This is a genomic window from Sphaerisporangium flaviroseum (genome assembly GCF_039537005.1).
Lineage (GTDB): Bacteria > Actinomycetota > Actinomycetes > Streptosporangiales > Streptosporangiaceae > Sphaerisporangium > Sphaerisporangium flaviroseum.
This window is the reverse complement of the sequence record NZ_BAAAZR010000002.1, coordinates 795,014-819,138: the sequence shown is the minus strand read 5'-3', so window position 1 is coordinate 819,138 and position 24,125 is coordinate 795,014. Positions and strand designations below refer to the sequence as shown.

Annotated in this window: 22 protein-coding genes; 13 read left to right on the top strand and 9 right to left on the bottom strand. The window is 70.5% G+C overall.

Features of this window, described 5'->3' with window-relative positions; genetic code table 11:
- Window positions 1-117: 117 nt before the first annotated feature.
- On the bottom strand, window positions 118-369 hold the full coding sequence (locus tag ABD810_RS09840) for a helix-turn-helix domain-containing protein (RefSeq protein WP_344937046.1): 252 nt from the start codon (window positions 367-369) through the stop codon (window positions 118-120).
- A complete protein-coding gene (locus ABD810_RS09835; protein WP_344937044.1) occupies window positions 370-1,032 on the bottom strand; it encodes a DUF2975 domain-containing protein in 663 nt (220 codons plus the stop codon).
- Window positions 1,033-1,191: 159 nt separating this feature from the next.
- Here ABD810_RS09835 and ABD810_RS09830 point away from each other — a divergent pair, with 159 nt between their 5' ends.
- Window positions 1,192-1,509, top strand: coding sequence for a hypothetical protein (locus ABD810_RS09830; RefSeq protein ID WP_344937042.1), 318 nt, complete (start codon window positions 1,192-1,194; stop codon window positions 1,507-1,509).
- Window positions 1,510-1,540: 31 nt separating this feature from the next.
- Here ABD810_RS09830 and ABD810_RS09825 read toward each other — a convergent pair whose 3' ends face one another.
- The gene (locus tag ABD810_RS09825; protein WP_344937040.1) at window positions 1,541-2,263 is read right to left on the bottom strand and encodes an ATP-binding protein; all 723 of its coding nucleotides are present in this window, start codon (window positions 2,261-2,263) and stop codon (window positions 1,541-1,543) included.
- Between the two features lie 419 nt (window positions 2,264-2,682).
- Here ABD810_RS09825 and ABD810_RS09820 point away from each other — a divergent pair, with 419 nt between their 5' ends.
- Window positions 2,683-3,504 carry a helix-turn-helix domain-containing protein gene (locus ABD810_RS09820; RefSeq protein ID WP_344937038.1) on the top strand — a complete coding sequence of 274 codons (822 nt, stop codon included), beginning with the start codon at window positions 2,683-2,685 and terminating at the stop codon, window positions 3,502-3,504.
- Entirely contained in the window at window positions 3,495-3,707 is a 213-nt protein-coding gene (locus tag ABD810_RS09815) for a DUF397 domain-containing protein (protein ID WP_344937037.1), read from the top strand. The genes ABD810_RS09820 and ABD810_RS09815 overlap by 10 nt, the downstream gene beginning before the upstream one ends.
- 360 nt (window positions 3,708-4,067) lie before the next feature.
- On the opposite strand, the gene ABD810_RS09810 is transcribed toward ABD810_RS09815, so the two are convergent.
- Both ABD810_RS09810 and ABD810_RS09805 read right to left on the bottom strand, forming a co-directional pair.
- Window positions 4,068-4,973, bottom strand: a complete 906-nt coding sequence (locus tag ABD810_RS09810) for a helix-turn-helix domain-containing protein (RefSeq protein ID WP_344937035.1) — start codon at window positions 4,971-4,973, stop codon at window positions 4,068-4,070.
- 140 nt (window positions 4,974-5,113) lie between these two features.
- Window positions 5,114-5,350 carry a DUF397 domain-containing protein gene (locus ABD810_RS09805; protein ID WP_344937033.1) on the bottom strand — a complete coding sequence of 79 codons (237 nt, stop codon included), beginning with the start codon at window positions 5,348-5,350 and terminating at the stop codon, window positions 5,114-5,116.
- Window positions 5,351-5,613: 263 nt separating this feature from the next.
- On the opposite strand from ABD810_RS09805, the gene ABD810_RS09800 reads away from it, so the two are divergent.
- From ABD810_RS09800 to ABD810_RS09785, 4 genes are all read left to right on the top strand, one after another.
- Window positions 5,614-6,159, top strand: a complete 546-nt coding sequence (locus ABD810_RS09800; RefSeq protein ID WP_344937031.1) for an ATP-binding protein — start codon at window positions 5,614-5,616, stop codon at window positions 6,157-6,159.
- 144 nt (window positions 6,160-6,303) lie between these two features.
- Window positions 6,304-7,128, top strand: a complete 825-nt coding sequence (locus ABD810_RS09795; RefSeq protein ID WP_344937029.1) for an SAM-dependent methyltransferase — start codon at window positions 6,304-6,306, stop codon at window positions 7,126-7,128.
- A gap of 194 nt (window positions 7,129-7,322) precedes the next feature.
- Entirely contained in the window at window positions 7,323-8,558 is a 1,236-nt protein-coding gene (locus ABD810_RS09790; RefSeq protein ID WP_344937026.1) for a multidrug effflux MFS transporter, read from the top strand.
- A 355-nt stretch (window positions 8,559-8,913) separates the two neighbouring features.
- A complete protein-coding gene (locus ABD810_RS09785; protein WP_344937023.1) occupies window positions 8,914-9,675 on the top strand; it encodes a sirohydrochlorin chelatase in 762 nt (253 codons plus the stop codon).
- Window positions 9,676-9,702: 27 nt separating this feature from the next.
- On the opposite strand, the gene ABD810_RS09780 is transcribed toward ABD810_RS09785, so the two are convergent.
- Together ABD810_RS09780 and ABD810_RS09775 are read right to left on the bottom strand one after the other, a co-directional pair.
- Complete coding sequence (locus tag ABD810_RS09780; RefSeq protein WP_344937021.1) at window positions 9,703-11,160, bottom strand: glutamate-cysteine ligase family protein; 1,458 nt, start codon at window positions 11,158-11,160, stop codon at window positions 9,703-9,705.
- A gap of 69 nt (window positions 11,161-11,229) precedes the next feature.
- Window positions 11,230-14,742: an indolepyruvate ferredoxin oxidoreductase family protein gene (locus tag ABD810_RS09775; protein WP_344937019.1), complete on the bottom strand. Its 3,513-nt coding sequence runs from the start codon at window positions 14,740-14,742 to the stop codon at window positions 11,230-11,232.
- Window positions 14,743-15,031: 289 nt separating this feature from the next.
- Between ABD810_RS09775 and ABD810_RS09770 the strand changes: the two genes are divergently transcribed.
- The 4 genes from ABD810_RS09770 to ABD810_RS09755 all read left to right on the top strand — a co-directional run bounded on the left by ABD810_RS09770 (window position 15,032) and on the right by ABD810_RS09755 (window position 19,920).
- Window positions 15,032-16,153, top strand: a complete 1,122-nt coding sequence (locus ABD810_RS09770) for a hypothetical protein (RefSeq protein ID WP_344937016.1) — start codon at window positions 15,032-15,034, stop codon at window positions 16,151-16,153.
- A gap of 282 nt (window positions 16,154-16,435) precedes the next feature.
- Window positions 16,436-17,278 carry a hypothetical protein gene (locus tag ABD810_RS09765; RefSeq protein ID WP_344937014.1) on the top strand — a complete coding sequence of 281 codons (843 nt, stop codon included), beginning with the start codon at window positions 16,436-16,438 and terminating at the stop codon, window positions 17,276-17,278.
- A gap of 137 nt (window positions 17,279-17,415) precedes the next feature.
- Window positions 17,416-19,140 carry an L-arabinonate dehydratase gene (gene araD, locus ABD810_RS09760; RefSeq protein ID WP_344937012.1) on the top strand — a complete coding sequence of 575 codons (1,725 nt, stop codon included), beginning with the start codon at window positions 17,416-17,418 and terminating at the stop codon, window positions 19,138-19,140.
- Between the two features lie 93 nt (window positions 19,141-19,233).
- Entirely contained in the window at window positions 19,234-19,920 is a 687-nt protein-coding gene (locus ABD810_RS09755; protein WP_344937010.1) for a GntR family transcriptional regulator, read from the top strand.
- Between the two features lie 80 nt (window positions 19,921-20,000).
- On the opposite strand, the gene ABD810_RS09750 is transcribed toward ABD810_RS09755, so the two are convergent.
- Both ABD810_RS09750 and ABD810_RS09745 read right to left on the bottom strand, forming a co-directional pair.
- Window positions 20,001-20,747 carry a ribonuclease activity regulator RraA gene (locus tag ABD810_RS09750; protein ID WP_344937008.1) on the bottom strand — a complete coding sequence of 249 codons (747 nt, stop codon included), beginning with the start codon at window positions 20,745-20,747 and terminating at the stop codon, window positions 20,001-20,003.
- Entirely contained in the window at window positions 20,744-21,649 is a 906-nt protein-coding gene (locus ABD810_RS09745; protein WP_344937006.1) for a dihydrodipicolinate synthase family protein, read from the bottom strand. The genes ABD810_RS09750 and ABD810_RS09745 overlap by 4 nt, the downstream gene beginning before the upstream one ends.
- A 105-nt stretch (window positions 21,650-21,754) precedes the next feature.
- Between ABD810_RS09745 and ABD810_RS09740 the strand changes: the two genes are divergently transcribed.
- Window positions 21,755-22,840: a LacI family DNA-binding transcriptional regulator gene (locus ABD810_RS09740; RefSeq protein ID WP_344937004.1), complete on the top strand. Its 1,086-nt coding sequence runs from the start codon at window positions 21,755-21,757 to the stop codon at window positions 22,838-22,840.
- 49 nt (window positions 22,841-22,889) lie between these two features.
- Window positions 22,890-24,104, top strand: coding sequence for an extracellular solute-binding protein (locus ABD810_RS09735; RefSeq protein WP_344937002.1), 1,215 nt, complete (start codon window positions 22,890-22,892; stop codon window positions 24,102-24,104).
- Window positions 24,105-24,125: the final 21 nt, after the last annotated feature.

Below are 24,125 nucleotides of genomic sequence, written 5' to 3'. Positions count from 1 at the left end.
AAGACCCAGGAGAAGCCCGTAGGCCACCACGGGCTTCTCCTCGTACGAGTCAAGGCCGGAGGCGGTGACCGGAAGCCGGACGAGGGACCGGATGCCGTTCAACCCGGAGAGGTCGCGCTACTCGCCGGGGATCCCGCCTCCTCCGTTGGAGGTGTAGCGGAGGAGATCGCCGGGCTGGCAGTCCAGGACCTCGCACAGGCGGGTCAGGGTGGAGAACCGGATGGCCTTGCCCTTGCCGGTCTTGAGGATCGACAGGTTGGCGATGGTGACCTCCACCCGATAGGAGAGCTCGGTCAGCGTCATGCCACGGGCGGCGAGCAGCTCGTCCAGCCGCACCTCGATGCCTCCCGCCGACTCTCCTGGTGGCACTCAGATCGTCCCTTGCAACTCGTCCAGCATCTCCAGGCCCCGCCGGATCACCTCGGCCACGACGAACCCCCCGACACCGGCCGCTAGCCCGAACAACGGCGAAACGATCGTACCGGGGATCAGGTAACGGTCCTGGAGCAGGATATGGGCGGCCGCGGTCTTGGCGACGAAGTCGAGCGCGACCGCCACCAGGGACCCCAAGACGAGCACCTTGCCGATACGGCGCAGAAGGATCACCGTCCTGAAGGAGAACAACGCGTTGTCGCGGAAGCCGCCTGGAAGGGTGATCCGCGACAGCCAGAACAGCGCGAGGAACACGGTCAGGGCCGTGGGCAGCCACGTGAGGACGAACAGCGCCGCGATGGTGACCCTGTCACCGGGGTTGTATGCCGTCACCTCGACCATCGTCCGCACGACCTGCGTGCCGGGGGTCAGCCCTCCGTCCAGATCGGCCTCGACCTCGGCCGGCCACAGACCCGGGAAGCCGTAGTCGACGTTCGTCCCGCCGCCCTGCAGTGCCAAGACGACCGTCGCGAGGAGCCCGCTGAGCAGTGCCAGGCCACTGCCGATGAGCAAGAGTACGACGACGCCGTGCAGGCGCCCGAACCACCGGTTTCCCGCCACCACGGCGGGCACCCCGCTCCGACCCGGCGACACGTTCACCCGAACCGCCCCCTTTCATCGTTTATCAATGAACTCCATTCAAGGTAGACATCGAAAAACGATAAGACAAGCCCCCCGTGGACACTCCCGACCACTCGCTGAACGATGAGCCCGACGTATACGGTTCGCCGGTCCGTGTACGCCGGGACAATCTCCGGCATGGAAGCGAAGGACATGGGGTCGCGTATCGACAGGTCCCTCTTTCTGATGACGATCTTCTGGCTTAGCGCGCCACTCTGGGCAGCGCTGAGCCTGTGGCTGTTCGTCGGCAGGGTCAGCGCCGGCCACTCGCCGGGCCCCGACGTTCACGAAGTGCTGCTGAGGCTGACCACGTTGGCGGTGGGTGTGGGCATCCCGGTCATCGGACTGCTCGTGGCGCTGAGGGGCAGAAGAAGGTCATACGCCGTCCTGTTCGCGGCGGCTCTGCTCGTGACCTTCCTTGCCGCATGCGTCGTCACGCTGCTGTTCGTCGTCTGACTCGCGCACCGCGACGCCGGGCGGGGAAGACTTACGGGGAAAGGTGCCACCGGGCCCATACGATCTTGCCGGGGGTGCGGACGAGTTCGGTGACGCCGCATTCGTGGGCGAGCGCCGCGACGATGACCAGGCCGCGACCGTGGACGGCGTCCGTGCCCAGGTCGAGTAGGCGCGGTTGCCCGGGGCCGTGGTCGGTGACCTGGACGCACAATCGGCCGGACTCGGTGCTGATGGAGATGGCGACCGGGGGCCGCCCGTACGCGATGGCGTTGGCGAGCAGTTCCCCCACCACCAGGACGACATCGTCGGCAAGGTGCCGGAGGGTCCAGCCGGTGAGCGTCTCGTTGACCATGCTCCGGGTCTTGCCGACCATCGACAGGTCGCAGGGCACGTCCCAGCAGACGACACGGGAGCCGTCCGGCGTTTGTGGCATGGTGGCTCCTCCGAGGGGATGCGGTGCTCGCAGAGGTGGGTGGGGGTGTCGCCCGTGCCCTTCGGCCTCGCGCATCAGGCCACGTAGCTCGTCAGTGGTACGGGCCTGAACGATCAGGGGTTCCGGCACGGGCCCGATGGCGATGGCGTAGAAGCACCGCGCGCCAAGGCCGTACCAGACGGCCCAGGCGGGCTCGATCTGGTCCAACTGCTGGGCGGCGGCTCGCTTGGCCGGATCCCACCGTCGCGGGTGGACATGAGTCGCGGTTACGCCACGCCGGTGCCGCCCGCGCCGCCGTGTCTCGGTATCGCGCCCGGTCATGTCATGACCCCGCCCGGGTACGGCTGGCGCCCGCCGTACGAGATCCGCGCACTCGGCAGCCGGCCTCGCCGGTACGGCACGGTGACAGCCGTCGCGGGGTAGCGGAGGGGTGACATGTCCGTGTCCGGCAGACGGAGGGGCCGATCGTCGTGGCGATGCTTTTCCGCTCTCTTGACGACCATTCTTATCCCCTCTTATCCAGACATAGCTGACGCTTTTTGCCACAGGACCACGGCACTCTCATCAATACGTGTGAGAGAGCACCTTCGGCCCTTCACCTGCTCTCGAAAACCCTTCACAGAGTGCCTCCGACCAGCTACCTTGTGCACCAAAAGGCGGAGCACATTGCGGGACAGTTTGTACTGCCGGTGTGCTCGCTGTGCTGAAGGAGTAGCGATTTCTCGCCGGACGGAGCCAGCATGTACGCACCCCCCGAGCCCGACCCGGGCGTTAAGCCACTGGTTTTTCTGGGCGCCGAGATGCGCAAGCGCCGAATACGGGCGAATTTGACCCAAGACCGCCTGGCCGAAATCATCCAGTTCAGCCAGAGCCTGGTCGGCTTCATCGAACGCGGCGAGCGCACGCCGAGTCAGAACTTCATGCAGCGCTACGACGACGCCCTCAACGCGGGCGGCGAGCTCGTCCGCCTGTGGGCGCACCTGACCCGGGGCGCGAGCCCCAGATGGTTCCGCGACTGGCTGGAAGTCGAGCAGGAGGCCCACACCTTGCATAGCTGGGAACCGCTCGTCGTACCAGGCCTTCTACAGACGGAGGACTACGCTCGGGTGGTCATCAGCGGTGAACCTGGGATAGCAAGTGAGCAGGTGGAAAACGCTGTGCGGGCCCGAATGGAACGCCAAGCGATCTTGTCTCGCTCTACCCGGCCGATGCTTTGGGTTGTGTTGGACGAAGGCGTCTTGCACCGCCCGATCGGCGGTGGGGATGTCATGCGTCACCAACTCGAACGTCTCTTGGAGGCGATCGAGTCGCCACGGACGGGCATCCTGGTAGTACCCCTGGTTCTCGGAGCAACTACGGGAGTCTCCGGAGGATTTATTATCGCGCAACTTCCAGGAGGCACGGATACGGTATATATCGAATCCGCGACCCACGGGCACGTGACGAATCGGCCGGAAGATGTCGAGGCCATCCGCGCTAGGTACGACAAAATCCGAGCCGAGGCACACCCGCAGCATGTCTCGATCAAGTTGATCAGAGAGGCGCAGAAATCATGGACCTGAGCGAAGAACTACAGACGGCGACCTGGCGTAAGGCCACCAAGAGCGCATCAAACCAGGGCAACTGCCTGGAGATTGCTCCGCTGTCAGGTGGACGGGTTGCTCTGCGGGACACCGAGGCCCTAGAGAAGGCGCCCTTCGTGGTGAGCGCAACCGTCTGGGACGCCTTCATCGACGGGGCGAAGAAGGGCGAGTTCGACTTCTAGTCCTACTCCAGTCGTGCGGGAAGCCCGTCGGCCCCTGCCACGGGCTTCTCGTTCTAATGAGCATGCGATGCCACGGATGTTCACCGGGCCGGCACCGTACAACGGCGACGACTTCGCCGCACCCCACCTCACCACCGGCACTCGACACCAGGGTCCCCCGGACTCACGTGCGACCTTCACAAGTCGACACGGATCACGCGGGACCGGATCACGGTAGGAATATCGGCGCGGGTATCGGATCAAGCGACCGTCGTGGGCATCTGCTCCGACAGCTACATCAGTGGCCTGTCGCCGGCCGACTGCGTCTTCGTGGCCACACTCCTCCTCGCGGGGAGAGGGCGGCCACGCAGGGCGCCGGGGTCAGAGTTCGCCGAGGATGCGGGTGAGGGCCTTCTTGGTGTCGGACACCGGGATGGCGTCGATGCACAGGCGCTCCATGACCGCCTGGTAGCGGTCGAGGTCGTCGCGCTTGTCGAGGTAGATGGCGCTGGTGAGCTGCTCGAGGTAGACCACGTCGGGCAGGTCGCGCTCGGAGAAGCGCAGGATGCTGAACGGCCCGCCCGCGGCCGCGTGACCGCCGGCGCTGAACGGCATCACCTGCACGGTGATGTTGGGGGAGGCGATGACCTCGATGAGGTGCCTGATCTGGCCGCGCATGACCTCCGCACCGCCGAGCGGGCGCCGCAGCGCCGCCTCGTCGACCACGGCCCACAGGTGCGGGGCGTTCGCCCGGCCGAGCAGCTTCTGCCGGGCCATCCGCAGGTCGACCCGTCGCTGGAGCTCCTCCTCGGTCCCGTCGGGGTGGCCGAGCAGGACGACCTCACGGGCGTACTCCTCGGTCTGGAGGAGGCCGGGGACGAACTGCACCTCGTAGCTGCGGATCCGGGTGGCGGCCTCTTCGAGCCCGACGTACGCCTCGAACCAGTTCGGCAGGACGTCGTCGTAGTTGTGCCACCAGCCGGGGCGGTTGGCCTGGGCGACCAGGGACAGCAGCGCGTCGCGCTCGCTCTCCTCGGTGACGCCGTAGAGGGTGAGCAGGTCGGCCACGTCGCGCGCTCGGAAACTGACCCGTCCGAGCTCCATGCGACTGATCTTGGAGTGTGAGGCCCGGATGGAATGACCTGCCGCTTCGAGGGTGATGCCGCGGTTCTCACGCAGGCGGCGGAGCTGTGATCCGAGGAGGATCCGCAGGACCGTTGAGCTGCCTCGTTCCCGAGCCATCATGTTGAGCGGGGTCTCGTCCCCTTCGGCTCGGGCTGTGATCATTTTCATTCCTTAGACGAGCGGTACGGTCTCACTTCTCGCGGTCACAGAGAAGTTCACGATACCCCCGAACCCCTAATCCGGATATACCCCAATATCACCCTTAGGCTACGATTTCCCACACTCCGTAGCTGTTCTATCCGTCAAAGTGCCAGGTCATCGAAGTCGCCGTTCTTGGCCGCCTGGATGAAGGCGGCAATTTCCCCACGGCTGTAAATCAGGGCCGGACCTGCCGGATGCCGGCTGTTCCTGACGGCGACGTCCCCGCCCGGCAGGGGCGCCACCTCGACACAGTTGCCGCTCGGATTGCTGTAGGCGCTCTTACGCCATCGCGCTCCCTCGATCGCGGACGCGGCCATGCCGTTGGAGATCTCGTCCATCTCGTCTCTTCACACATCCCCGGAAAACGACGAACCCTGACATCCGTCTCCACAGGCCTCTCACTGGTGCGAGGACCCCAGACAGGTGCTTCCACCCTCAAGCGTCAGCATACCTCTGTGCGTTTGCACGTGCATCGGTACTTGCACCTGCACACTAAAAGGGAGCAATATGGTCAAGCAGTTCACTCCACCTTGGGATCGACCTAACCTCACAAGGCTCACCTATGACTGGGTACGGGACACATCGGACTAAACCCACACGGGTGGGCGACGACACGTGGGAGGGCTGGCTGGCGGCGCTCGACCACGTGCTCTCCCCGGCCGGTCCCTGGGCGGTCGAGGGCGGCGACCAGAACCCCGAGCGGCTGCAACTGGCGCTCTGCGAGCTCCGCCACGACCGGTACGCGGCCCGCACCGCACGCGGGTTCACCACCACCACACTGCGCAGCTGGGGACTGGACGAGCTGGTCGACGACGCCGAGCTGGTCATCGGCGAGCTGGTGATCAACGCACTCCGGCACGGGCTCGGCAACCGCGCCACCGTGTTCTCCGGCCACCCCGTCCGGATCATCCTCGCCCTCACCGACGAGTCACTGATATGCGTGGTCACCGACCCCAGCGACGAGTGCCCGACGCCACGCGACCCCGACTTCGGCTCCGAGGGCGGGCGCGGCCTGCAGGTCGTCGCGGGCATCAGCCACCGATGGGGATGGGCTCCCCTCGGCTCCCCCGGCAAGGCCGTCTGGGCCGGTTTCACCCTCCCCGGCAGCTCGCCCCACCCGGTGAGGCACCTCGAGATTTGCTACTAACGCCATCGAACCCGTACGGCAGCGTGCAGACTGTAATCAGTTCGTACCGCTGAAACCGTCGCCATCCGAGCCGGCGCTCCGTGAAAGACGGCTATCGTCTCCCCACCAGCGCGCACATTCGGCTTCCGGCGGAACGGGGGGATCATGATGGCCCACTCCAAACTCGAACGTCTCGGTTTCGATCCGACGATTCCCAACGAAGCCCGGATGTGCGACTACTTCATCGGCGGCAAGGACAACTTCGCCGCCGACCGCGAGGCCGCGCGACGGGCGCTCGAGCTCGCGCCTGAGCTGCCCATGATGTGCCACGAAGGCCGCCGGTTCCTCAGCCGGGCGGTGCGCTACCTGGCCGGCGCGGGCATCCGGCAGTTCATCGACATCGGCTGCGGCCTTCCCACCCAGGGCAACGTCCACGAGATCGCCCAGGAGGTGGCCTCCGACTCCCGCGTGGCGTACATCGACAACGATCCGGTCGTGGTCGTGCACGCCCAGGCTCTGCTGGAAGACGACAAGCAGACGGCCGTCATCGAGGCCGACGCGCGCGACCCCGATCAAATCCTTGGTCACCCTCGCCTGAACAACCTGATCGACCTGCGCGAACCGGTCGCGGTCCTGCTGCTGTTCACGCTGGTCACCATCCCCGAGGACGAGCTGGCGGCCCACATCGTGCGGCGCTTCCGTGACGCGGTCGTCCCCGGCAGCCACCTGGCCATCGCCCACAGCGTCTCCGACCTGCGTCCCGAGACCACCGCCAAGCTCGCCGCCCTCTACCAGGACGACGGAGTCGTCTCCGGCCCCCGCCGCGACCAGCTCCGCAGCAAGGCCGACATCGAGCGGCTGTTCGAGGGCCTGTCCCTGGTGGAGCCCGGCGTGGCCTACCTTCCGGAGTGGCGCCCGGACCCCGGAGAGACGTACACCGGACCCGGGACGATCTGGGCCGTCGGCGGCATCGGCCGCAAGGACGCCTGAGCCGCGTCCCGCCCCATCACCCCTCCGCCCCGCACCGGGCGGACAGCCGGCACCGCGGCGCGAGCCGCGCCCGCCTTCCGGTCGTCCCAGGTCACAGGCGTAGCCTGACAGGAACACGGCCCTGGAGACCACGAAGGCCCCCGCCGGTACCAGCGAACCGGCGGCGCTCGTCCCACCGCCCGATGGGAGCCGTCATGTCCGCTACCACCACCGTCAGCGCGCCCAGAACGACCGCCATCTCCCCCGTGCTGATCACCGTGCTGGGCCTGCTGTCGGTGTTCCCGCCGTTCGCCCTCGACATGTACCTGCCGGCCTTCCTTCCCATCGGCCGCGACCTGCGCGCCTCCGCCACGGGGGTGCAGCTCACGATCACCGGCCTCCTTCTCGGGATGGCCGCGGGCCAGTTCGCGGCGGGGCTGCTCTCCGAGCGCTTCGGCCGGCGGACGCCGCTGCTGGTGTGCCTCGCCCTGTGCACCGCCGCCGGGGCCCTGTGCGCCATCGCCCCGACCATCGGGGTGCTGGTGGCCGCGCGGTTCGTCCAAGGGCTCACCGGCTCCGCCGGAATCGTGATCGGCCGTGCCATCGTCTCCGACACCGCGCGCGGGCGCGAAGCCGCACGTATCTTCGGCCTCCTGATGGGCATCCTGGGCGTCGCGACGGTCGTGGCCCCGCTGGCCGGCGGCGTCCTGACCGGCCTGGTGGGCTGGCGCGGCGTGTTCACGGCGCTCGCCCTGCTGTCGCTGCTGATGTTCCTCGCCGCTCTGGTGGCGATTCCCGACACGCTGCCCGAGCACCGGCGCGGCGCCGGGACCGCCCGGGTGGTGCGCGGCCTGCTCCTCGACCGTGGCTTCCTCGGGTACGCCCTGGCGTTCGCCCTGGCGTTCGGCGCCCTCATGGCCTACGTCGCCGCGTCCCCCTTCGTCCTGCCGAACCTTCTCGGCCTGTCCACGGCCACGTTCTCGCTGGCCTACGCCCTCAACGCGCTGGGGCTGCTCATCGTGAGCACCCTCAACGCCAGGCTGGTGTACCGCTTCTCACCGCACCGCCTCCTGCGGACCGGGCTGGCCATCCTGTTCGTGGCCGCCGCCGCGCTGGCCGTGCTCTCCCTCACCGGACGGCTCACCGAGGCCACGTGCCTTCCGCTGCTGCTGGTCGCCGTCTCCTCCCTCGGGCTGGTGCTGGGCAACGCCTGCGCCCTCGCGCTCGGACGCGCGCCCGAGGCCGCCGGGGCGGCCTCGGGGCTCATCGGGACCCTGCAGTACGCCTTCGGGGCGCTCGTGGCACCGGCGGCGGGCGTGCGCGGCGACCGGAGCGCGCTTCCCATGGCCCTGATCATGGGTGCCTGCGCGCTGCTGGCACTTGTCGCACCGGCGTTCATGAAGGGGTCGCCGGCGGCGAGACCTGGCCGTTCGAGGGTCTTCGAGGACTGACGACGCCGGCCGCCCACCCGCCGAGAGAGGTCCGAGGCGAAAAACTTTTCCCGATCCCCGGCGCGAATATGTCAGCGGTCCACCGCACCGGGGCACCCGGAGGTGGGCCGACGGCCCCACGATGATCTCGAACGATTACGGACCGTTCGTACTCGGCCGCTGACAGAGACCAGATATGTCAGTGATGTCAGCGGAGGCTGATCAGTATCCGCCCGCGCGTCGCAGCAAATCGGACTCATCTTTTGCCACATACCCCGTAAAATCCGCCGATGTGAACGATGGTCATCACGCTCCACAGGAGCTCCCGGTCCGTGAACGCTCGTTCCGGACCAGCTCCGGCCGGCACCGGCGGCCGGTGCCGGCGCAGTTACCTCCGGACGCGCCCGCGCTCGTGCTCGCCGCGCCGGGCACCGCCGGCGACGTTCCCGCGGCCATCAAGACCATCGTCAGCGTCGATCATCCCCAGCTCGACGTGCGCCTGATCCATCTCGGCGACGCCAAGACCAGCCTGGCCGAGACGCTCACCGAGTGCGCCGCCGACCGCCCCAAGGAGGCGCCGGCCGCGATCGTGGTGCCCCTGGTGACCGGGCCGCACCAGCAGGTGTACCGCGCCATCCGGGAGGCCGTCGCCGAGAGCGACGTCATGACGACCATCGCCGACCCGCTCGGGCCGCATCCCCTGCTCGCCGAGGCGCTGCACGTCAAGCTCTCCGACAGCGGCCTCGCCCGGGCCGACCGCATGCGCCTGTTCAACATCGCGGCCCCGGTGGACGGGATCATCGTCGCCACCGTCGGCGGCCAGGAGGCGGTACGCGCGGCGGACGCGACGGTCGTCCTGCTGGCCGCGCGGCTCACACTCCCCGTGGTGGCCGCCTCGCTGGACGCCTCGCCCGGCGTCGGGGACGCCGCCCAGCGGCTGCGCAACATCGGCGCCTCACGCCTGGCCCTCGCCCCGTTCCTCATCGGCCCTGAGATCGACCTCCACAAGATCACAGCGGCGGCGGATTCGGTGGGCGCGGGATGCGCCGAGCCTCTCGGCGCGCACAGCGCGGTGGCCCAGCTCGTCGCGCTGAGCTATGGAAGCTCCCTCACGAGCGTCGACCCCGACCACCAGTAGATCCGTCCGGCGCCGCCGTCCCCGCCCCTAGGAGGGGTCGGGCCAGGTGTGCACCGGCTCCTGGGTAAAGGCGAGCTCGCGGTAGCGCGTCAGCATGGCCGCACGCGCCCCCGGCTCCCCCTCCAGCGAGGCCAGCGCCCTGCGCTGCCAGATCGCGCCCGTGCGGCCCAGCCGCACGCGCGACTCGATGATCGAAAGGAGCCGGGACGCCTCGGCCTCCTCCACCCCCGCCGACGCCAGTCCCGCGCGGGCCACCGGCAGCAGGTCGACGATCAGCTCGGCGGCCGGCACGCTCTCCGTACGGCCCGGCCAGGCGAGCGTCGCGTCCAGCCCGTTCCTCGCGGCACGGTAGAAGTTGCGGTAGGCGTCGGCGAAGGAGAACCCGCCGATCCATTCCGGCACGGCCGCCATCGCCACCACCAGGCCCAGCAGGAACGCCGCGTTGGCCGTCATGTCGACGCAGGTGGGGCCGGCCGGCAGGGCGCGCAGCTCGACGCGGAGATGGCCGCCGTCCGCGGGATCGTAGACGGGCCGGTTCCACTGCCACACCGTGCCCTGGTGGAGCCGCAGCTCCGCCAGCCGGGGCACCCCGCCGGCCCGTACGACCGCCAGCGGGTCCTCGTCGTCCATCACCGGCATGACGGGCTCGTACTCGCGGACGCTGTGCTCGAACAGCTCTTCGGCGCCGCTCACCCAGCCCGAGCCGAAGCACACCCGGCCGTCCACGCGCCACGGGCGTTCCATGTCGCGGTCGTCCGCCGATGCCTCGAACAGCGCGATGCGGGTCTCCTCCCACAGGTCACGGCCGAGGAAGGCCGGGGAGTTGCCGCTGACGGCCAGCACGGGGCCGATGGCGAGCTGCGCGGCGTTGTAGACGCGGGCGAAGTCCGCCGGAGGCGTGCGCAGGTGGATCTGCCAGGAGGTGTTGGCGCTCTCCAGGATGACGTCCTCGACCTCCAGCTCCAGGCGCTCGACGCCGTGGATCTGGACGCGGAACGGCTCGGCGCGGACCCGCCGGATGCCGGCGCTGAGTGCCCGGTAGCGGGTCTCGTCGCTCATGGCGTCGCGGGTGAAGTCGAACTCGGTGAGCGTCGGCAGGATTCCGATGGGCACCACGTGGCCGCCCTGCGAGCGCGCGGCCTCGTCGACCATGAGCATCATGTCGCGCGCCTCGCACTCCAGCGCCGTGAAGGGCCGGCCGGCCAGCGGCAGAGGGGTCAGGTTCACTTCGAGGTTGAAGCTGCCGAGCTCCAGGACCACCCGCTTGTCGGCGGCGGCCGCGCGGACCTCCTTGTTGCGGCGGAGCGGGCGGCCGTCCTGATCGATCAGGAACAGCTCCAGCTCGGCGCCGATGGTCGCGGGTCCGGCACCGAATCCGGGCCTGCCCAGCAGCTCGCGCAGGGCCGCGACGGAGTCGTTCAGGCGCTCTCCGAAACGCCCGTACTCCGCCTCGGAGAACCGCTCCTTGGCTACTTGCTGTCCCATCGTGTCGTCCCCCACAGGTGGTGGTCTCGATTTTCCTCCTCCCTGTCCTGGCGGGCCGGTTTCATGCCTCTACCTCGCCTCCAGCGGCGGCGCGCCCTCGACTCCGTGGCGGTCCGGGGGGCGGCGGAGCTCGGCGAGCCGCTGCCGGTAGCGGGCGACGCTCGCCAGCTTCACCTGTTCGTACCCTCTGACCAGGTCGGGCAGCGTGGCCAGCTCCACCGCGAGCGCGTGGGTGTCCGGGGCCAGCCCGGCGAGACACTCGTCGACGGCGGCGACGTACTCCCCGGCGAGCTCCCTCTCGACTCTACGGACCTGGGCACGGCCGAAGGGATCCCAGGGGGTGTCCCGCAGGCCGCGCATGGCGTACAGGAGCCGGAACGCCGGGCGGAACCAGGGCCCGAGGGAGATCTTGCGGCGCATCCCGAGCGCCCGCAGCAGGGGCGGGTGCAGGCGCCAGCGCACCTTGGCCCCCGCGCCGAAGCGCTCCTCGACGCCGGCGCCCACCGCCGGGTCCAGGCAGAGCCGCGCGACCTCGTACTCGTCCTTGTACGCCATCAGCTTGTGCAGGTGCCAGGCGACGGCCTCGGCGAGCGTGGTGGCGTCGGTGACCGCGGCCTCGGCCTCCCGGACCCGTGCGACGACTTCGGCGTACCGCGCCGCGTAGCGGAGGTCCTGGTAGGCGATCAACTCGGGCACGCGCACGGTGAGCAGCCGTTCGAGCTCGCTCCCCGGCTCGGCCTTGACCAGATCGATCAGTGCACGCGCCCGGCCGCCGGCCGCCTCCGCCCCGGCACCGGGCGTGGTGGCCGCCTCCGCCGGGGTCGCGGCCGGCGGATCGGAGGCGGCGGGGAGACCGTGGACGGCGTGCCTGCCGAGCCGGAAGGCCCGCACGTTGGCCGCCACCGCGACGCCGTTGAGCTCGATCGCCCGCTCCAGCGACGCGGCGGACACCGGCAGCGCCCCGGCCTGGTAGGCGGCGCCGAGGAGCAGCAGGTTGACGTACTGGTCGTCGCCGAGCAGCCGCGTGGCGAGGGCGTGCGCGTCCAGCACCACCGAGGCCTCGCCCCGGGATCGCGCCAGGACGCGCCGCACCACGCCGTCTGGCTCGGGGAAGGCCAGGCCAGGGTCGGCGACCATCCGCCCGGTGGGGACCTCCGCCGTGGACAGCACCGCGATCGTCCGCTCCGGCGACGCCACCGCGAGGTTGGCGGCGTCCCCCGCGACGAGCAGGTCGGCGCCGAGGTAGAGGTCGCAGCCCCGTTCGGCGATCTTGTTGGACTGTTCGACCGGCTCGGCGGTGATCGTCAGGTCGGAGACCACCGCTCCGCCCTTCTGCGCCAGGCCCGTCTGGTCGAGCCCTCTCACGTGCTTGCCGTCCAGGGTGGCCGCGACCGCGATGATCTGCGCCAGCGTGACCACGCCCGTGCCGCCCACCCCGGTGATCTTCATGGCGAACCGGTCGGCGGGGACCCGCGCCGCGGGCTCGGGCGGCTCCTCCCGCGCCCAGCTCTCCGCGTCCCGCACTCGGGCGGCCGTCCCGCCGCGCGAGGCGCCCCGCGCCGGGGTGACGGTGAGGAACGAGGGGCAGTCGCCGTCCAGGCACGAGTAGTCGACGTTGCAGCTCGCCTGGTGGATGCGCGTCTTGCGGCCGAACTCGGTGTCCACCGGCTGCACCGACAGGCAGTTGGACTTCGCCCCGCAGTCGCCGCAGCCCTCGCAGACCCGCTCGTTGACGACCACCCGCGTGGCCGGGGCCACCGCCTGCCCGCGCCGCCGCTTGCGCCGCTTCTCTGCCGCGCACTCCTGGTCGTGGACGAGCACGGTCACGCCGTCGACCGCGGCCAGCGTCTCCTGCGCCTGGACCAGCAGGTCGCGGTGCCATACCTCGGCACCGGGCGCGAGCCGCACACCGCGGTACCGGGCCGGGTCCTCGGTCGTGACAATGATCTTCCGTACGCCTTCGGCGGCCAGCAGGCGGGTGATCTCGGGTACGGGCATCCCGCCGACGGCCCGCTGCCCGCCGGTCATGGCGACCGCGGAGTTGTAGAGCAGTTTGAAGGTGATGCGGCTGCCTGCCGCCACCGCCGCCCGTACCGCGAGGCTCCCGGAGTGCAGGAAGGTGCCGTCGCCGATGTTCTGCACGAGATGGTCGCGGTCGAGGAAGGGCGCCATGCCGATCCACTGCGCCCCCTCGCCGCCCATCTGGGTGAGCCCGCCGACCTCCCCGGCCTGGGCCTCGTCCATGAAGACGACCATGGTGTGGCAGCCGATCCCGGCGCCCACCAGCGTGCCCTGCGGGACCTTGGTCGAGCGGTTGTGCGGGCAACCCGAGCAGAAGTACGGCGTGCGCGCCATCAGCGGGATGGTCTCCCGGCTCGCGCGCGGCGGCGGCTCCACGCCGAGGCGGGGGGCCAGTCTCCTGGCGATCAGGTCGGGCCCCAGTTCGCCGCCTGCGGAGAACAGCGGGCGGCCGGTCTCGCCCGTCTTGCCGAGGACGGCCGGCCGGTCGGGAACGGCGTACAGCAATTCCTTGATCTGCTGCTCCACGAACGGGCGCTTCTCTTCCACGACCACGATCTCGCGGAGCCCGGCGGCGAACTCCCTGACGGTCCGGCCGTCGAGGGGCCACGGCATGCCCAGGCGGAGCAGGCGGACGCCCCGGCGCGCCAGTTCCTCGTCGTCCAGGCCGAGGATGGCGAGCGCCTGCCGCAGGTCGAGGTAGGTCTTCCCCGCCGCCACCAGCCCGATCTCGTCCCCGGGCCGTCCTGCGGTGACGCGGTTGAGCCGGTTCTCGTGCCCGTAGGCGCGGGCGATCTCCATGCGGGCGTAGTAGGCGGAACGCTCGAGCTCCAGCGGCACCGGGGTGAGCATGCGGGCCGTCGGCACGTGCCGGTACGGCCGGCCGTCGAAGAGCACCTCGGGCAGCACCGGCTCCGGCCTCATGGCCGGCAGGTCCACCGTCGCCGACCCGTCCGCCACATTGGTCACGATCTTCATGGCCGTCCAGAGGCCGCTGTGCCGGGACAGGGCGAACCCGTGCAGTCCCAGTTCGAGGATGTCGGCCGGGTCGGCCGGGTACAGGACCGGCAGGAGCAGGTCGGCCAGCGCCGCCTCGGACGCGGAGGCCACGGTGGAGGACTTCGACACCGGGTCGTCCCCGACGAGCGCGACCACACCGCCGTTGCGATGGGTGCCCGCCAGGTTGGCGTGCCGGATGGCGTCGGTCGCCCGGTCGAGCCCCGGCGCCTTGCCGTACCAGATCCCGAAGACCCCGTCGTGGCGGAACCCCGCCAGGGTGGCGGCGATCTGCGTCCCGCCGACGGAGGTGGCGGCCAGTTCCTCGTTGAGCCCCGGCCGGTGGATGACGCCGTGCTCCTCCAGCAGCGCGCGGGTGCGTCCCAGTTCGAGGTCGTAGCCGCCCAGCGGGGAGCCCTGGTAGCCCGAGATGAATCCGGCGGTGTCCAGCCCCGCGCCCCGGTCGCGGCGCCGCTGGTCGAGCGGCAGCCGAGCCAGTGCCTGGATGCCGGTGAGATGGACACGGCCCTCCTCGCGGCCGTACCGGTCCTCGAGCCGGAAACTCACGTGCGCCTCCTTGTATCCGCTACACCCACCATCCTCCTGGTCTGCCCGCGGGCGAATCGGATGATCCACAGAAAGGTACGCGCTTCTTGGAGCCGAAGACCCCTTGACAGGCCGACGACCCGGCGAGCGGAACCCGTTCCGGTGCCTGGTCGGCGCCGGAACCGCCCCGCGCCGCGGTCCGCACGCCACAGTGGCGGCCACTCGGGCCATTGACTCCGCCCAGCCGAGTCGGTATGCCTGGACAACGCCATTTGTTGGGTGAGGGCCCCTCGTGCGGAGGCGATGGCAAATGCGGGTGCTCGTGCACGCATACCCGTGGGACGTGATCGGCGATCCGCTGTTCACCGGACGGGTGCAGGCGCTGGGCTGCGACGGGGTGAACCTCGCCGCCGCCTATCACACGGTACGGGCCGCGACGCCCTGGCACCCCGAGCGCGCGTATCTCGACGCACGGCATTCGGCCCTCTACCGGCCGCTCCGCGAGGAGGCCTGGGCCGGCAGGCGCCTGGCGCCCGCAAGGCCCGGCTGGATGGACGACCCCGACTCCTTCGGTACGGCCGCGCGGACGCTCACCGACGCGGACATCCCGGTGACGGCCTGGATCGTCCTGACGCACAACTCCCGCCTTGGCGAGGCGCACCCGGACGTGAGCGTGGTCAACTGCTTCGGGCAGCCGTATCCCTGGGCGCTGTGCCCCTCGCACGCCGAGGTGCGCGACTACGCCGCCACGCTCGCCGCCGAGGCCGTGCGCGACGTTCCCCTGGCCGGGGTGCTGCTGGAGGCCTGCGGGCAACTGGGGGCCGACCATGGGGGCCACCACGACAAGACCGACGGCGCCTACGACGCGCGGGCGCGGCGGATGCTGTCGGTCTGCTGCTGCGCGGCCTGCCAGGCGTCCTGGGCGGCGCGTGGCCTCGACCCGCGGCGGGCGGTGCGCGACCTGCGGGCCGCCGTGCGCTCCCGTGAGCACGACCTCGACCCGGCCATGGCCGCCGCGCTCCTCGCCGTACGCCACGAGGCGGCGGACGAGCTGCGCCACCAGGTCATCGGCGCGGTGCCGGGGCGGCGGGTCAGCCTGCACGCCTCCCCGGACCCCTGGGCCACCGGCGCCAACCCCGGGCTCAGCCCGAACGCCGGCAAGGAGGTGGACACGGTCGTCGTGCAGTGCTGGCCCACGGGGCCGGAGTCGCCCGACCGGGTGCGGCTGGCGCACCACATGTTGCCCGACCAGGTCGCGGTGGGCGCCTACGTGACCGTGCTGCCGCCGGTGCGGCCGGAGGAGCCGGCGCCGCACGTGCGGCGGCTCGTCGAGGCGGGGGCGAACGAGATCCACCTCTACCACGCGGGCCTGGCCGGCCCCGCCCGCCACGGCCTCCTGGCCGACGCCGTACGCGCCGCCACCACTGCCTGACTCCGCCACACCGGACGGGACCCGCGAGGCCGCGGGGGCCCGAAATTCACGCCGGGCGCCGAGATCCCTTCTTCAGCATGTGACAGCCCCGGTGAGCTGGCGGAAGACCGCGAGCCTCGCCCCATGGGCCCTATGAACGCGGGCGGCCGCCCCGAATCGGCCGAGAAGAAGTCAGTGCCCGGGGTGTGATGACCCGCGCCAACGGGGTATGGCAGGACACTCCCATGTAACACCGACAAACCAGCAGGGACACAAATCAGCCTCAATTAGATGGAGGACCTGGTGACGTCACCAACCCCCGACAAGCCGAACGAACGATCGTCGATCGGATCGGGCAGGTCACGCGGCCGCGTCCCACGCCCACTGATCGTGGCCACCACCGTCGCGCTGCTGACCTCAGGCGGCATCGGTCTGGCCGCCGCGGCGGCCGCGACGCCCACGCCGCCTCCGACCGGGACGCCGACCCCTACGCCGACGATCAGCGAGACGCCCACCGACATCCCCACCCCGACCCCGACCGACACCTCCACCGAGCCTCCGGCCGAACCCCCCGCTCCGGCCCCCACCGTGGTGCCGCCCCTGGGGGCCTGGGCGTTCACCGGAGCGCTGCACGGCGACCTCGTCGTGCCGGCGAAGCCGCGCTGCACCTTCGTCACGCTGTTCGTCCAGACCGGGGAGGCGACCGCCGTGGCGGAGGACTCGGTCACCGTGCGCAGCCAGGACGGCTACGAGAGGACGTACACGATCGCCGAGTCCACTCGCACCATCGCGGGCCGGTGGGGGAACAGCGAGGTCCGGCAGGGTGACTGGGTGTCGGTCAGCGCCCTGACCGAGGGCGAGACGGCGACGGCCGCCTACATCATCGATCTGTCACGGCCCAGCAGGAACATCTGGCGGGGCCACGGCTACTGGTACTCCAAGCAGTGGCCCGTGGGCACGGCGAAGTGGCGTACCCCCAAGCCCTGCCCGACGCCGACCCCGACCATCACGCCGACCCCCAGCGTCACGCCCACCGTGACGCCCACCGACACCGTGACGCCCACGGTGACCCCGACCGAACCGACCACCGAACCGACGCCCACGGTCACCCAGACCGTGACCGCCGACCCGACTCCAACCCCCTGAGCGCTCGGCGCACCCTTCCGGGCCGCTAGCGCCCGGAGAGCCGGGGTCCGGCGCCTTCGCCGAACCCCGGCATCCCAGATCCGCGCCTCACCAGTCTCTTTCGCTATCGTGATATATCAGGATATCGAGGAGGACTCGTGCAGCGTCTGACCCCTGAGCAGTTGCGAAGCCATCGCTGGTACGGCACCGAGAGTCTCCGGTCCTTCAGCCATCGCGCGAGGACCCGCCAGCTCGGCCTGTCCGCCGAGGAGCACCTGGGCCGGCCCGTCATCGGCATCCTGAACACCTGGAGCGAGCTCAACCCCTGCCACATCCACCTGCGCGAGCGCGCGCAGGACGTCAAGCGCGGTGTCTGGCAGGCGGGCGGCTACCCGGTGGAGCTTCCGGTGATGTCGCTCTCGGAGACCTTCCAGAAGCCGACGACCATGCTCTACCGCAACCTGCTGGCCATGGAGACCGAAGAGACCCTGCGGTCCTATCCCGTGGACGGCGCGGTGCTCATGGGCGGGTGCGACAAGACGACGCCCGCCCTTCTCATGGGCGCCATCAGCATGGACCTTCCGGCCATCTTCGTACCGGCGGGCCCGATGATCCCCGGCGCCTTCCGCGGCGAGGTCCTCGGCAGCGGCAGCGACATGTGGCGCTACTGGGCCGACAAGCAGGCGGGCCTGGTCGACGAGGCCACGATGAGCGGGGTGGAGGAGGGCATCGCCCGCTCCCCCGGCCACTGCATGACGATGGGCACCGCCTCCACCATGACCTCGGTCGCCGAGGTGCTCGGCATGACCCTGCCGGGGGCCGCCTCCATCCCCGCCGTGGCCTCCGCCCACAACCGGATGGCCGCCGCGAGCGGCAGGCGCGCCGTCGACATGACATGGGAGGACCTGCGCCCCTCCCGGATACTGAACGCCGAGGCCTACGCCGACGCCGTCACGGCCGTCCTCGCGCTCGGAGGGTCCACCAACGCCGTGATCCACCTCATCGCCATGGCCCGCCGCAGCGGCGTGGACCTGACCCTGGACCACTTCGACGCGGCGTCGCGACGCGTTCCCGTGCTCGCCGACCTGCGGCCGAGCGGGGCGTACGTCATGGAGGACTTCTACCTGGCCGGCGGCCTGCCCGCGCTGCTGCGCCGGATCTCCGACCTGCTCCACCTCAACCGGCCGACCGTGACCGGACGAAGTCTGGGTGAGGCGATCGAGGGAGCCGAGGTGTACGAGGACAAGGTCATCCGCACGCGGGACGACCCGCTGTCCGCCGAGGGCGGTCTCGCGGTCCTGCGCGGCACCCTGGCCCCGGGCGGCGCGGTCATCAAACATGTCGCCGCCGAACCGCGCCTGCTCAAGCACACCGGCCCGGCGGTGGTGTTCGACGGGCACCGCGACCTGATGCGGCGCCTCAACGACGAGAGCCTGCCGATCACCGCGGACTCGGTGCTGGTGCTGCGCGGCGCGGGGCCGCGCGGGGGCCCGGGAATGCCCGAGCACGGCATGCTTCCCATCCCGAACCGGCTGCTCAAGATGGGGGTCCGCGACATGCTGCGCATCTCCGACGCCCGCATGAGCGGCACCAGCTACGGGGCGTGCGTGCTGCACGTCACCCCGGAGTCCCACATCGGCGGGCCGCTCGCCCTCGTCCGCGACGGAGACCCCATCACTCTGGACGTCGAGGCCCGCCGCCTGTCCCTTGAGGTGCCCGAGGAGGAACTGGCCCGGCGCCGCGCGGCCTGGCGCGCCCCCGAGACGGTGTTCCGCCGCGGCTACGGCACCCTCTACGACGCCCACATCCTCCAGGCGGACGAGGGCTGCGACTTCGACTTCCTGGCCGGCGCGGGAGGCGCTCCCGAGCCGGACACCGAATAGGCGGCCGCCTTTACAATGTAGATCATACGACCGGGTTGTGACTCGAATGACCGATGCGAGCGGCGGGTGCGCGAAGATATACCGGTGTACAGCATGTCAGAGGAGCCGGTCCTGCGGCCGGTCGCGCGGTCGACCACGCGCACCGATCTCGTCTCCGACTCGATCCGCGCGGCCATCCTGTCCGGCGGGATCAAACCCGGCGAGACCCTGGTGGAGCGCAGGCTCGCCGAGCAGCTCGGGGTGTCCAAGACGCCCGTGCGGGAGGCCCTGATCGGGCTGGCCTCCACGGGGCTCGTGGTGATCAGCCCCAACCGGGGGGTGAGCGTGCGCGTGCTGGGCGTCGCCGACCTGCGCAAGGCCCAGGAGGTGCGGCTGCTGCTGGAGCCCTGGGCGGTGGCGGGATCCACCCGGCTGGGCCGTCCCGAGACCGTCGAGGACGCCCGGGTGGCCCTGGAGGAGGCGCGCGAACTGCTGTCGGGAGAGGACCCGACGGCGCTCAGCCTGGCCAACCGCCGCTTCCACCGCGCGCTCTACTCCGCCTGCGGCAACGAGCTGGTCACCACCCAACTCGACAACCTCCAGGACCTCACCGCGCTCGGGACCGTCACCGTGCTCTGGCGGCACTGGCCGACGTGGCGCGAGGAGTTCGCCGAGCACGAGAACATCCTCGCCGCCGTGGAGGCGGGCAACGCCTCCCTGGCGGAACGGCTGACCAGGGCGCACGTCAAGCGCTCCGTCACCCATCTGGCGCGCAACCCCGAGCAGGCGCCCCAGCACTGACCGCGAGCAGGCACGCCGGCGCCGGCCACGAGCGTTCCCCCGGGTGCGCCGTGCTCGGGCGGCCGGTCGTGCCCCCGGCGTCAGCCCGGGTTCTGGTCCCCGCCGGCCGAGGAGCGGTAGCGGCGCAGCGTCTCCTCGTCGGGGGGGTAGGTGCCGCGCAGCGGGGCGCCGGCCTCGACCTCCCGCTGGATGAAGTCCTCCAGCCGCTCCTGCTCCAGCGCGTCGCGCGCCACCTCCGCCGCGAGATGGCGCGGCACGCAGACGACGCCCTCGGCGTCCGCCACGATGATGTCACCGGGGTAGACCGGCACCTCGGCGCACCCGATGGGCACCTGCAGGTCGACCGCGTGGTGGTGCGCGAGGTTGGTGGTCGCGCACACCCCGGCGGCGAAGGCCGGGAGCTCCAGCTCGGCGAAGAACGGCGAGTCGCGTACCGCCCCGTCGGTGACCAGGCCGGCCGCGCCCCGCCGCAGCAGGCGGGTCGCGAGGATGCCGCCGATCGAGGCGGCACGGGTCTGGCCCCGGCAGTCCATGACCAGCACCTGGCCCGGGCCCACCGACTCGACCGCGAGCCGCTGGGGATGGTCGTAGTCCTTGAAGACCGACAGCACGTCGAGGTCCTCACGGGCCGGGATGTGGCGCAACGTGAACGCCTCCCCCACCATCCGGGTACACCCCGGGTTGAGCGGGCGCAGCCCCGCCAGGAAGGTGTTGCGCAGCCCCCGGCCGAACAGCTGGGTGGTGACCGTCGCGGTGGACACCCGCCGCAGCGCGTCGAGGACCTCCGGCCCGACGACCTCGCGTCCGGCGCCGCCCTGGGGCGTCACGCGGCACCGACCGGCAGTCGCAGGGAGCGCAGGACGGCCGTGACCTCGTCTCGCTCGGAGTCCGGCAGCGGTGAGATCGGCGGTCGCACGTCCCGGCGGCAGACGCCGAGCTGGGCCAGCGCCTCCTTGAGCACCGACACGTTGTTGCCGTTGCCATGCCGGGCCCGGAGGTCCTCGATGGGCTTGAGCAGCCGCCAGAGCTCCATCGCCCCGCCGGTGTCGCCCGCCTGGAGCCGGTCGAGCAACCGCAGCGACAGCTCGGGGAGGATGACGACCAGACCGGAGGTGTAGCCCCGCGCCCCGCCTGGCCAGTAGAACGGGGCCCAGCTCTCGGCCAGCCCGCAGACCCACGTCACCTCGGGAACCTCGGCCGCCATCTCGGCGAACCGCACCGGGTCGGGCACCGCGTACTTCACGCCCACCACGTTGGGGCACGCACCCGTCAGGTCCTTCAGCGCCTTCGCGGTGATCAGCGGGGAGCGGAGGTAGCACACGACGCCGAGCCCGGGCACCGCCTCGGCGACGGTCCGGTGGTAGTCGACCCAGCCCTGCTGCGACTGGTAGGGATGCACGGGCTGGTGCACCATGACGGCGTGCGCCCCGAGGCCGGCCGCCTCGGTCGCGAGCCGGGCGGCCCGCGCGGCGTCGTGCCCCACACCGGCGATGACGGTGGCCCCGCCCGCCGACTCCACGGTCAGCGCCACCACACGGTTCAGCTCGGCGTCGGACAGCGAGTAGAACTCGCCGGTGTTCCCGTTCGGCGTGACGGCGCCGATGCCCGCCGAGACCATGCGGGACACCACCGCGGTGAAGGCCGGCTCGTCGACCCGCCCGAGCCCGTCGAACGGTGTCACCGGCACGGACACCACCGACGCGAGCGCCTGCCTGACGTCATCGAGCATCGAGATCTACTCCCTCGTGAGCGGCTACTGAGATCTGGTATATCAGTACATCGTCGTGCTGACCTATTGACATATTTCACAATCGTTTTCATTCTGGTGTGCGCCATGACTGACGCGCCCGAGTCCCCCGTCGCCCCCCGGCCGAGCACGATCCATGCGGTCGCGGCCCTGGCCGGGGTGTCCCCCTCGACGGTCTCCCGTGCGCTCAACTCCCCCGACATGGTGCGGCAGGCCACTCGTCAGCGCGTGCTCGCGAGCGTCGAGCGGCTCGGTTACCAGCCGAACCGTGCCGCCCGGTCGCTGGTGCTCGGCAGGACCGCCACGCTCGGCCTGATCGTTCCCGACATCGCCAACCCGTTCTACGCCCCGTTCGTCAAGGTCGTGCACAGCCACGTGCGGGAGGCCGAATACGCCCTGTTCCTCGGCGACACCGACGAGGACCTGGCCACCGAGGTCGCGCTCGCGCGCGCCATGGCCAGGCAGGTGGACGGGCTCCTGCTGTGCTCTCCCCGCATGCCGGGAGCACGGCTTCGGTCGATCGCCGCCACGGTCCCCCTCGTCGTCGCGAACCGGCTCAGCCGTACGGTCCCCTCGATCGCGATGGACTTCGGGCCCGGGATCGGCCAGGCGGTCATGCACGTCCACGCCCTGGGCCACCGGCATTGCGTGTTCCTGTCCGGGCCGCGCGACTCGTGGTCCAACCAGCAGCGGTCGCGCACGTTCGCCTCGGCCTGCCATCGGCTGGGCATCGAGCTCACGGTGCTCGGGCCGTACGAGCCGTTCTTCGGCGGTGGTTACCGCGGCGCCGACGAGGCGCTGGCCACCGGGGCGACCGCGATGTTCGCCTACAACGACCTGGTGGCCCTCGGCGTCATGTCGCGCCTCGCCGCGCGCGGTGTCCGGGTGCCAGAGGAGATCAGCGTGATCGGCTTCGACGACATCCCCATGGCGTCGATGACGTCTCCGCCCCTCACCACGGTGGTCATGCCGATCGCCGCCGTGGCCAAGGCCTCCGCCTCCATCCTCCTCTCCCTCCTGGCCGGCACCGTTCCCCGGCGTCCGGCGGGCAAGGAGCTGGCGACGCGCCTCGTCATCCGCGATACGACCGGAACCGCCGCCGTCCCGTCCACGCGCAGCGTGGTCCCCGGGCGCGGCGGGACGGAGAGAGGGACCGCACGACCCCGATCGTGAACATCCGCTCGCGGCACCGCCGCGGCGTGTCGAAGGAGGATCACCCCCCATGAGATCTCCCAGATCATCCGTCCTCACCGGCTGTCTCGTCCTGGGAATCGTCACCGCATGCGGCGCGCCCGAGGCCGGCGGCGGCTTCGTCCCCGAACCCGCCGCCGGTGACGTGAAGATGCCCGGCGAGGCGGTGACGCTCAACATCGTCGACGTCGCGGGCAACCTGCAGCTCACGCAGCAGATCTTCGACAACTACAAGGCCCAGCACACAGGCACCGTCAGCAAGATCACTTATACGAAGGTGACGGCCCCCGAGCTGGCAGGCAAGGTGAAGGCCCAGCAGGACGCCGGCAGCCTCGACATCGACCTGGTCCTCACCGGCACGGACGGCCTGGCCGCCGGCCTGGAGCAGAACCTCTGGGTCGACCTGGCGGGCAAGTACCAGGACAAGCTGCCCGATCTGAGCACCTACCTGGAGCCGGCCGCCAAGATGCAGGAGCTCGCCCAGGGCAAGGGCGTCATCGTGACGTACTACCCCTCCGGCCCGCTCATCGAGTACAACCCCGCCACGGTGCCCAACCCGCCCAAGACGGCCGAGGAACTGCTCGCCTGGGCCAAGGAGCACCCGAAGAAGCTCGAGTACGCGCGGCCCGCGAACTCCGGACCCGGCCGCACCTTCCTCATGGGGCTGCCCTACATCCTCAAGGACAGCGACCCGAAGGACCCGATCGCCGGGTGGACCAAGACCTGGAAGTACCTCAAGGACCTCGGCGAGAACATCGAGTACTACCCCACCGGCACCTCCCAGACGATGAAGGAGCTGGGTGAGGGGACCCGCGACATCATCCTCACCACCACCGGATGGGACATCAACCCGCGCGTGCTCGGCCAGGTGCCGAAGGACTTCAAGACCCAGACGCTGGAAGGCTTCACCTGGGTGACCGACGCCCACTACATGGTCGTCCCGAAGGGCATCTCCGGTGAGAAGCTGGCCGTGGTCCTCGACCTGATGAAGTTCGCGCTGACCCCGCAGCAGCAGGCGATCACCTACGACAAGGGCTACTTCTACCCGGGCCCGGCGGTGAAGGGCGTGACCATCGACATGGCCCCGCCGGAGAGCCGGCAGGCGATCAAGGACTTCGGCAGGCCCGAGTACGACGAGCTCATCGAGCAGAACCCGAAGGCCGTCCCGCTGGACGCCAAGGCGCTGGTCGCCGCGTTCGACCAGTGGGACAAGGAAGTCGGCGGCGACAAGGTCAAGAAGTCGTGAACCAGCGAGCCGGCACCCCTG

Coding starts and splice junctions, on each gene's coding strand:
- ABD810_RS09770 (WP_344937016.1), top strand. CDS start 15,032: ATGCGGGTGCTCGTGCACGCATACCCGTGGGACGTGATCGGCGATCCG.
- ABD810_RS09815 (WP_344937037.1), top strand. CDS start 3,495: ATGGACCTGAGCGAAGAACTACAGACGGCGACCTGGCGTAAGGCCACC.
- ABD810_RS09810 (WP_344937035.1), bottom strand. CDS start 4,973: ATGATCACAGCCCGAGCCGAAGGGGACGAGACCCCGCTCAACATGATG.
- ABD810_RS09795 (WP_344937029.1), top strand. CDS start 6,304: ATGATGGCCCACTCCAAACTCGAACGTCTCGGTTTCGATCCGACGATT.
- ABD810_RS09825 (WP_344937040.1), bottom strand. CDS start 2,263: ATGACCGGGCGCGATACCGAGACACGGCGGCGCGGGCGGCACCGGCGT.
- ABD810_RS09735 (WP_344937002.1), top strand. CDS start 22,890: ATGAGATCTCCCAGATCATCCGTCCTCACCGGCTGTCTCGTCCTGGGA.
- ABD810_RS09780 (WP_344937021.1), bottom strand. CDS start 11,160: ATGGGACAGCAAGTAGCCAAGGAGCGGTTCTCCGAGGCGGAGTACGGG.
- ABD810_RS09745 (WP_344937006.1), bottom strand. CDS start 21,649: ATGCTCGATGACGTCAGGCAGGCGCTCGCGTCGGTGGTGTCCGTGCCG.
- ABD810_RS09805 (WP_344937033.1), bottom strand. CDS start 5,350: ATGGACGAGATCTCCAACGGCATGGCCGCGTCCGCGATCGAGGGAGCG.
- ABD810_RS09790 (WP_344937026.1), top strand. CDS start 7,323: ATGTCCGCTACCACCACCGTCAGCGCGCCCAGAACGACCGCCATCTCC.
- ABD810_RS09820 (WP_344937038.1), top strand. CDS start 2,683: ATGTACGCACCCCCCGAGCCCGACCCGGGCGTTAAGCCACTGGTTTTT.
- ABD810_RS09755 (WP_344937010.1), top strand. CDS start 19,234: ATGTCAGAGGAGCCGGTCCTGCGGCCGGTCGCGCGGTCGACCACGCGC.
- ABD810_RS09830 (WP_344937042.1), top strand. CDS start 1,192: ATGGAAGCGAAGGACATGGGGTCGCGTATCGACAGGTCCCTCTTTCTG.
- ABD810_RS09740 (WP_344937004.1), top strand. CDS start 21,755: ATGACTGACGCGCCCGAGTCCCCCGTCGCCCCCCGGCCGAGCACGATC.